The organism is Collinsella aerofaciens (assembly GCF_039758815.1).
Taxonomy (GTDB): Bacteria; Actinomycetota; Coriobacteriia; order Coriobacteriales; family Coriobacteriaceae; genus Collinsella; species Collinsella aerofaciens_BP.
The window spans coordinates 24,305-33,676 of record NZ_JBDMSK010000020.1; the positions used below are offsets into that span (position 1 = coordinate 24,305).

Annotated in this window: 6 protein-coding genes; 3 read left to right on the forward strand and 3 right to left on the reverse strand. The window is 58.9% G+C overall.

Annotated elements, in window-relative coordinates; all coding sequences use genetic code 11:
- Positions 1-44 precede the first annotated feature (44 nt).
- From ABHT90_RS08235 to pflB, 3 genes are all read right to left on the reverse strand, one after another.
- Positions 45-1,055, reverse strand: a complete 1,011-nt coding sequence (locus ABHT90_RS08235) for a LacI family DNA-binding transcriptional regulator (RefSeq protein WP_022094949.1) — start codon at positions 1,053-1,055, stop codon at positions 45-47.
- Between the two features lie 301 nt (positions 1,056-1,356).
- Positions 1,357-1,608 carry an autonomous glycyl radical cofactor GrcA3 gene (gene grcA3 / locus ABHT90_RS08240; RefSeq protein ID WP_117583521.1) on the reverse strand — a complete coding sequence of 84 codons (252 nt, stop codon included), beginning with the start codon at positions 1,606-1,608 and terminating at the stop codon, positions 1,357-1,359.
- A gap of 85 nt (positions 1,609-1,693) precedes the next feature.
- Positions 1,694-3,745 carry a formate C-acetyltransferase gene (gene pflB / locus ABHT90_RS08245; RefSeq protein ID WP_346982191.1) on the reverse strand — a complete coding sequence of 684 codons (2,052 nt, stop codon included), beginning with the start codon at positions 3,743-3,745 and terminating at the stop codon, positions 1,694-1,696.
- Positions 3,746-4,294: 549 nt separating this feature from the next.
- On the opposite strand from pflB, the gene ABHT90_RS08250 reads away from it, so the two are divergent.
- From ABHT90_RS08250 to ABHT90_RS08260, 3 genes are read left to right on the forward strand one after another with little or no spacing between them, the layout of a single operon-like run.
- Positions 4,295-4,744, forward strand: a complete 450-nt coding sequence (locus ABHT90_RS08250; protein ID WP_260699375.1) for a MarR family winged helix-turn-helix transcriptional regulator — start codon at positions 4,295-4,297, stop codon at positions 4,742-4,744.
- Complete coding sequence (locus tag ABHT90_RS08255) at positions 4,741-7,110, forward strand: ABC transporter transmembrane domain-containing protein (RefSeq protein ID WP_346982192.1); 2,370 nt, start codon at positions 4,741-4,743, stop codon at positions 7,108-7,110. Before ABHT90_RS08250 ends, ABHT90_RS08255 begins: the two co-directional genes overlap by 4 nt.
- Positions 7,110-8,966 (forward strand): ABC transporter ATP-binding protein, encoded by a 1,857-nt coding sequence (locus tag ABHT90_RS08260; protein ID WP_346982193.1) that lies wholly within the window; start codon positions 7,110-7,112, stop codon positions 8,964-8,966. The genes ABHT90_RS08255 and ABHT90_RS08260 overlap by 1 nt, the downstream gene beginning before the upstream one ends.
- Positions 8,967-9,372 lie beyond the last annotated feature (406 nt).

The window sequence follows — 9,372 nt, forward strand, 5'->3', positions numbered from 1 at the left end:
CGGTCATCAGAGGCGTTTGAGGAATTCTTTTGGCACGGGATGAACTACGCGGTTTTGCCCTCAATAAGTTCAACGGGAAGCTTGATATTCGATTCGGGATTATCGCCGTTAATAAGAGCGATGATGGATTGCGCCGCGAGCTCTCCGATGCGATCGATATCTTGACGTACGGTTGTTAAGTCAGGCATAAACGTCATAGTTCGGCGGGCACCATCCGCGCCCACGACCTTAATATCGTCTGGAGCGCTCAAGCCGCGCTGCTTCATCACGTTGAGACAGATGGCCGCCATCGTATCGTCTCCCGCAAAGATGCCGTCAATATCGGGGTTCTCATCGAGGATCTTCGCAACGACCGCGCCCTTTTCGTCGTCGGGCTTAACGAACTCAACCTCACGGACAAGCGCGGACAAACCGGCCTGCTCAACAACATCGAGGTAGGCATCGGTACGCTTATTGGCAGGCATGCGCATGCGGCTATTGCTGCGCAGGCACAGGATACGCCTGCAGCCGTCATCAATCAGACGGCGCGTGGCGAGCTCGCCAATGCCATAGCTGTCACTTGCAATCTGGACAGAGCCCTCGCCAAGATCGCAGTCGATGCCAACCAGGCTCAAGCCCATCTCGGCATATGCCTCGGCACCGATATTGAGGGAGTTGACGATGACGCCGTCGACCATATTGCGGCGGAGCATGTCAATATAGGAACGCTCAAGATCGGGTCGATTGGCGCTGTTGCACAGCAACATCTTAAAGCCGTTTTCCGCTAACGTGCGCTCGACCGCCTGCACAACCTGAGCATGGAACGGGCTGCTCACAAAGGGAACGATCATACCGATAAGATTCAGGCGACCGTTGAGCATGGCACGGGCGATATCGTTGGGCGTATAGTTGATGCGCTCCATCGCGGCATGGACCTTATCGCGGGTCTCTTGGCTAATATAGCCGCGATTATTAAGCACGCGAGATACCGTAGTAGGCGAAACCCCCGCCACCGCTGCAACTTCCTTGATGCCAGGCTTAGCAGAATCCTTAGAACGAGCGCCCTCGCGAGCCATAGCACCCTCCCCCATCAACATGTCAAACGTTTACATACGAACAAAGCATACCCCAACAACAGCGGGAAGACGGTAACAGCACAAGCAAGTAAACGACTCATCCAAATAATTAGGAGAGTTCCGCCTAAAGGGTGACTACACAGGACCCCCGCCGGGCCGCTTTGGGTTACTTTCCAAAACATTTCCGCAGGACGCAAAGGGCTCCGCCGCGCGAAGCGCGCAGCGGAGCCCTTTGCATGTCCGAGGACGTTTTGGAAAGTAACCCAAAGCGGCCCGGCGATCCTGCGGGAGTTAAACCCCTTTAGAACTTGTCGTGGAAGGTACGCGAAATGACCTCGTCCTGCTGCTCCTTGGTGAGCGTATGGAAGTTCACGGCATAGCCGGAAACGCGGATGGTCAGCTGCGGGTACTTCTCGGGGTGAGCCTGAGCATCGAGCAACGTCTCACGGTTGAAGACGTTGATGTTCAGGTGATGGCCACCCTTCTCGGCGTAAGCGTCGAGCATGTGGACCAGGTTATCGGCCTGAGTCTCGGAAACTTCAGAAACCTTCATAATGTGTCTCCTTCGATCGATAGGCGCCGGCCGAAACCGGCGCGCTAATCAGTAATCGTTATTGTTAGTATAGCACTAACAATAGTTACTCGCCCAGCTGATCAAGGTCGATATCACCAAAGAACACCTGGTCCTCCTTGCCGAGCGCACCCGGGATGATGGAGAAGGTGTTGGAGATGCCGTCCTGAGCATCGCGGAACGGGAGCTTGGAAACCGAAGACAGCGAAGCGATGGCGCCGTGGCTATCACGCTTGTGCATGGGGTTAGCACCCGGGGCGAACGGCTGGCCAGCCTTGCGGCCGTCGGGCGTGGAGCCGGTCTTCTTACCGTACACGACGTTGGAGGTAATGGTCAGAACCGAGGTCGTGGGCACGGAGTTGCGGTAGGTGTCGTTCATGCGGATGTACTCCATGAACTGGTGCACAACGTCGTGAGCGATCTGGTCGACGCGGTCGTCGTCGTTACCGTACTTGGGGAACTCGCCCTCGGTCTCGAAGTCGACGATGATGCCGTTCTCATCACGGACGGGGTGGACCTTAGCGTACTTGATGGCGGACAGGGAGTCAGCCACGACGGAAAGGCCAGCGATGCCCGTAGCGAACCAGCGGTGCACGTGCTTGTCGTGCAGAGCCATCTGGATGCGCTCGTAGCAATACTTGTCGTGCATGTAGTGAATGATGTTCAGCGAGTTGACGTACACGCCAGCGAGCCACTTCATCATGTCGTTGTACTTGGCCACAACGTCGTCGTAATCGAGCGTATCGCCCTCGACGGCGCGATACTTGGGGCCGACCTGCTTCTTGGAGACCTCGTCAACACCGCCGTTGAGTGCGTACAGCAGGCACTTGGCCAGGTTGGCGCGGGCGCCGAAGAACTGCATCTCCTTGCCAATGCGCATGGAGGACACGCAGCAGGCAATGCCATAGTCGTCGCCGTGGTAAACGCGCATGAGGTCGTCGTTCTCGTACTGGATCGAGGAGCTGGCGACAGAAGTCTTGGCGCAGAACTTCTTGAAGTTCTCGGGCAGACGGGTCGACCACAGAACGGTCATGTTGGGCTCGGGGCTGGTGCCCATGTTCTCGAGCGTGTGCAGGTAGCGGTAGCTCATCTTGGTAACGAGCGTACGGCCGTCAACACCCATGCCGCCGATGGACTCGGTGACCCACTGCGGATCGCCGGTGAACAGGGCCTGGTACTCGGGGGTGCGGGCAAACTTGACCATGCGGAGCTTCATGATGAAGTGATCCACGAACTCCTGGATCTGCTCCTCGGTGAAGGTACCGTTGGCAAGGTCGCGCTCAGCGTAGATGTCGATGAACGTAGAGGTACGGCCGATGGACATAGCGGCGCCGTTCTGCTCCTTGACGGCAGCAAGGTAGGCGAAGTACATCCACTGGATGGCCTCCTGCGTGTTGGTAGCAGGGTTGGAAATATCGAAACCATAGGTCTCGGCCATCATCTTGAGCTCGCCGAGGGCGCGGATCTGCTCCTGCAGCTCCTCGCGATCGCGGATGTTGTCGGCGGTCATGACCGTCGGAGTGGAAGCCTTCTGGGCCTCCTTGTCCTTGATCAGGTAGTCGACGCCGTACAGGGCAACACGACGGTAGTCGCCGATGATGCGGCCGCGGCCATAGCCATCGGGCAGACCGGTGATGATGTGAGCCGAGCGGCAAGCACGCATCTCGGGGGTGTAGACATCGAAGACGCCAGCGTTGTGGGTCTTGCGCTCGAAGGTGTAGCGCTCGACAACGTTCTCGTCGACCTTGTAGCCGTGCTGGCTGGCAGCCTGGCAAGCGATGCGGATACCACCGTTGACGTGCAGCGCGCGCTTGAGCGGCTTGTCGGTCTGGAGGCCAACAATGGTCTCCTTGTCGCGATGGGCATTATCGATGTAGCCAGCGGGGTGGCTCACGATACCCGTGACGGTCTTGGTGTCCATATCGAGGACACCACCCTGCTCGCGCTCCTTAAGCAGCAGGTCGAGAACCTCGCCCCACAGCTCCTTGGTACGCTCGGTCGGACCTACGAGGAACGACTCATCGCCCTCGTAGGGGGTGTAGTTCTTCTGGATGAAGTCTCGGACGTCAACCTCTCCCGTCCAGATACCTTCCTTGAAGCCTTCCCATGCCTCCTGCATTGTGTAACCACGCTCCTAGTTACGTGTAATGCGGCGCTCTCTCACACCGCTGCTTATTGAATTCTTGAATGTTCGGCTTGCACTACCGGCTTCTTCCGTTCTTCACCACACGTTGGTGCAGGAAAAACGTTTGTCCACCTTGGAACTACAACCCAAAACCCAAGATTTCATCCGTTTGAGAAGGATAACATAGCGACCCTCTCCATCTGGGCTGTTATATGTTTCTTTTTTTATATCATAAGGGCGTTTTTTACAAACCCGCAGGAAATGCGAGCGCGAACAACTACCGTTCACCGATTTGTATGTTATTTTTCCTTGCCTTTGTACGACGTTCGCTCTAGCTGTTATGCCAGCTTTATCAGGGTAAAGTGCCTCTGAGTAGGCTATGGAACATGCCTAACGATCTACCCCTAACTTTGCTGGTGCCGACGGTGCACGGAGGTCGCCTAAAGGTAGTTTTCTAGACATGTCCTAAAATCTACCGCATAGGGTACGCGTGCAAGGGTATCATCTTTCACCGAAAATAGTTTCTAGTGTTAGGGGTTTTCGGTGGAAGATACCGATTTCCGTGAACTTGGGCGTCAGCTCCTTACCGAGTTCGGCAGCATGCATCAGCGCATTTCGCGTTTTGCGGACAAAGCCCTCGGCGGCGAGATGGCCGTCATGCGCGCCCTCATACTCGCCGGCGGTTCGCTCACGCCGAGCGAACTCGCTGATCGCGCCTGGGTCTCGAGCGCCCGCATCGCCAATATTCTGCGCGCCCTCGAGGCCAAGGGCTGGGTCGAGCGCGAGCACTCAAAGACTGACCGTCGTCGCGTACACGTCATAGTGACCGACAAGGGATTCCAGGATCTCGAAATCAAACGTCGGGAATTCGAGGCCCGCACCGCGGCTTTCCTCGAGCAGCTCGGCGAAACAGATACCCAAGAGATGGTGCGCCTTCTTAGGCGTGCCAACGAAATTATCGACCGCAATCAAGAAAGGAGAGATGCCGAGTGAGGATTCTCAAGCTCTTTAAAAAGCATATCCTGGCACTGTTCGCAGCTATCGTGCTTATCGTAATCAGCTGCAACGCCGATCTGGCGCTGCCTACCTATATGAGCGACATCGTCGACGTGGGTGTGCAGCAAGGCGGCATCGCCTCGCCCGTACCCGACACCATCCGCGCCGAATCGCTCGACGACCTTGAACTCTTTATGAGCGCCAAGGACGCCAAGACGGTAGAAGCTGCGTTTGGCAAGGCAGACAAAAACGGGATTCGCACGTACAAGGGAACCGAGGATGAGCGCGCCGACGGCAGCAAGCTCGCCGATATCATGAGTCTGCCCGAGACCGTCGTCCTTTCGCTCAACCAGGGTATTGACGCCAACTCCATGGGTGACATGATGGGCGCATCCACCGAGACAAGCGATGGCGGTGCCGCTCAGGCCACGCCCACCCCCGAGCAGATGGCTGCCATGACGCCCGAGCAGCTCGCCGAGATGCAGCAGAAGGCCGCAGCCGCGCAGAGCATGCAAAAGCAGATCGACGCCGACGGCGGTAAGATCACCATGAAGAGCCTGCGCCTAGGCGTTGAAGGCGGTCTTATCGATCAGGGCAAGCTCGTCGAGGGCGCCAACGATATGGCAGACAAAATGGGCTCCATGTCGGGCTCCATCGTCACCCAGCGCGCCGTGAGCTATGTACAGGACGAGTACAAGGCACAGGGCATCGACCCCGCCGACGTGCAAAACGCCTACCTGAGCCGCATGGCGACCACGATGTTTGGCCTGTGTCTGGTGTCGCTCGTCGCCACCATCCTGACCGGCGCCGTGGCCTCGCGCACCGCCTGCTCCATCGCCCGCGACCTGCGCCGCGAGACCTTCAACAAGGTTATGCACTTCTCGCCGGCCGAGGTGGGCAAGTTTAGCCAGGCCTCGCTCATCACACGCTGCACCAACGACATTCAGCAGATCCAGATGGCCGCAACTCTGTTTATCCGCATGTGTCTGATGGCCCCCGTCATGGGCATCGTCGCCGTCATGCGCGTCCTGGCCAACCATACCGGCCTGGAGTGGACCATCGCCGTTGCCATCATCGCGGTCTCGGCCGTCGTCGGCGTGCTTATGGGCCTCACCATGCCCAAGTTCAAAAAGATGCAAAGCTTTGTTGACCGCGTGAACCTTACCGCCCGCGAGCTGCTCGACGGCCTTATGCCCATCCGCTCGTTCAACCGCGAGGAGCATGAGCTCGAGCGTTTTGACAAGGCTTCGCTCGACCTGATGACCACGCAGCTCTACACCAACCGCGCCATGAGCTTTATGATGCCGCTCATGATGCTCGTCATGAACTGCATCACCGTGCTTATCGTCTGGTTTGGCGCGCAGGGCGTGTCCGACGGCGTGATGCAGGTCGGCAACATGATGGCGTTCATCTCCTACACCATGCAGATCGTCATGGCGTTTATGATCCTCACCATGGTTTCGGTCATCCTGCCCCGCGCCGAGGTCGCAGCCGAGCGCGTGGAAGAGGTCATCACCTGTCCCACGAGCATCAACGACCCCGTCTCGCCCAAACTGCCCGCGGCCAGCGCGCCGCGCGGTGAGCTCACCTTCCGTGACGTGAGCTTCCAGTATCCCGATGCCCGCGCCGACGTCATTAGCGGCGTAAACTTCACCACGCACGCCGGCCAGATGCTCGGCATCATTGGTTCCACGGGCTCGGGCAAGTCCACGCTTGTACAGTTGATTCCGCGCCTGTACGACGTCACGGGCGGCAGCATTTCGCTCGACGGCATCGACGTGCGCGACATGACCCTCTCTGAGCTGCGCCGCCGCATCGGTTATATTCCGCAGCAGGGTCGTCTGTTCTCGGGTACCGTCGAGAGCAACCTCAAGTTTGCCGGCGACATGGTGAGTGACGAGGATATGCGCCAGGCAGCACACGTCGCCCAGGCGGAGGACTTTATCGCCGAGCGCGAGGACGGGTACGACTCCCCCATCAGCCAGAGTGGCTCCAATGTTTCGGGCGGTCAGCGCCAGCGTCTGGCCATCGCCCGCGCGTTGGCCAAAAAGCCCGAGGTCGTGGTGTTCGATGATTCGTTTAGCGCGCTTGACTACAAGACCGACGCGCGCCTGCGCGAAGAGCTGGCCAAAAACGTCACCGACGCCGCGCTCGTGGTCGTGGCCCAGCGCATCGCGACCATCATGCACGCCGACCAGATCATCGTGCTCGACGACGGCCACGTAGTGGGCACCGGCACGCACGAGGAGCTGCTGCGCAGCTGCCCGGCGTACCTGGAGATCGCACAGTCACAGCTTTCCGCCGAGGAGCTGGGGCTTACCCAAGAAGAAATTGCAGCCGTCATGGAAGGAGGCGAGCGCTAATGGCAGACGAGACCAAGACTCAGATTCCCAAGCCCACCCGCCAGCGTGGTCCCATGGGCCGCATGGGCGGCATGCGTCGCGGCGAAAAGGCCAAGGACTTTAAGGGCACCATGAGGCAGCTGCTCGGCTATATCGGCCAGCACAAGATTGCCGTGTTTGCCGCCGTCGCCTTTGCCGTGTGCTCGGTCATCTTTAACATTGTGGGACCCAAGGTGCTCGGCCAGGTTACGACCAAGCTGTTCGAAGGCCTGGTTGCCAAAGTCAACGGTACCGGCGATGTCGACTTTAACTGGATCGCCAAGACGCTCGGCTTTTTGCTCTGCCTGTACCTGGCGAGCTCTATCTGCAGCCTCATCCAGGGCTGGCTCATGACCGGCGTCACGCAAAAGATCTGCTATCGCATGCGCAAGGAGATCGCCGCCAAGATCGCCGTCGTTCCGATGAGCTACTTTAACGGACACAGCAAGGGCGACGTGCTCAGTCGCATCACCAACGACGTCGATACGCTCGGCCAGTCGCTCAACCAGAGCGTGACGCAGCTCATCACGTCGGTGACGCAGATTATCGGCGTGCTCGTCATGATGCTTTCGATCAGCCTGCCGCTTACCGGCGTCACCGTGCTCACGCTGCCGGCCGCCGCGATTATCTTGACCGTAATGATTCACTTCTCGCAGCCGTACTTCCGCGAGCAACAGCAGGTTCTGGGCGCCGTCAACGGCATTATCGAGGAGGACTTTGCCGGCCAGAACGTCATTCAGGTGTTCGACCGCGCCGAGGCCTCGATCGAAGAGTTCGACCGTCAAAACGACCGTCTCTTTATTAGTGGCTGGCGCTCGCAGTTCCTGTCGGGCCTGATGATGCCGCTTATGAGCCTGGTGGGCAACATGGGCTACGTGGGCGTCGTCGTGGTGGGCGCACAGCTCGCGCTGACCGGCAATGCCACGCCCGGCGACATCCAGAGCTTTATCCAGTACGTTCGCAACTTTACGCAGCCCGTGCAGCAACTGGGCAACGTGAGCAACACGATGCAGTCGATGGCTGCCGCCACCGAGCGCGTCTTTGAGTTCCTGGCCGCGCCCGAGGAGGAGCAGAAGGCCGACGCGCAGATTCCCGAGAAGCGCCCCGGTCACGTGGAGTTCGACCACGTCAAGTTTGGCTACACGCCCGACAAGACCATCATCCACGACTTTAGCTGCGAGGCGCAGCCCGGCCAGACCATCGCCATCGTCGGTCCCACCGGCGCCGGCAAGACCACGCTCATCAAGCTGCTGCAGCGCTTCTACGATGTGGACGACGGCTCGCTGCGCGTCGAGGGTGTCGACGTGCGAGACTGGGACCGCGCGGCGCTGCGCGGCGAGTTTGCCATGGTGCTGCAGGACACCTGGCTGTTTAACGGTACCATCCGCGAGAACATCCGCTACGGACGCCCCGATGCGACCGACGCCGAGGTTGAGGCCGCTGCGCGCGCCGCACGATGCGACCACTTTATCCATACGCTCGCCGGCGGCTACGACTTTATGATCAACGAGGAGGGCACTAACCTGTCGCAGGGTCAGCGCCAGCTCGTGACCATCGCCCGTGCCATTTTGGCCGACCGCCCGGCGCTGATTTTGGACGAGGCGACCTCCAACGTCGATACCCGTACCGAGGAGCTTATTCAGCGCGCCATGGATGCACTGATGCAGGGCCGTACGAGCTTTGTCATCGCGCACCGCCTGTCCACGATCCGCAACGCCGACGTGATCCTAGTAATCCGCGACGGCGATATCGTCGAGAAGGGCACGCACGACGAGTTGCTCGCCCAGGGCGGCTTCTACGCCGACCTGTACAACTCGCAGTTCGACGAAGCGGCGTAAATTCTGCCGCAGGGAACGAATAACGCCCGAGAACGGGGGCGCAGGACAACCTGCGCCCCCGTTTTTGTTCTACGGCCCCTGAGCCGCCTCCCCTGGGACCTGATTGACAGCCCCTTCGAGGCCCTGTGGGCAAAAAATGGTAAATATGAGTACTGTTACCTTTTTGGTAACAGCCAAAACCGCCTCAAACGACCTCCTTGCGGCCTCTATACGCCTTCAAATTAATCAAAACGCCCGTTAGCGGGCTTCTGCGTGCCAACGTTAATGAACATATTTTTCACTTTGTCTATTATCTTGCTAGACTGATATGTTACTAGGTTAGCAACCGTGGTCGCGCGCGCAGACGTGGTGTAAGAGTGTCCTGAGGTCCGTCGCTGCAAGTCCCGATGTTACTCCTTCTTGAGGC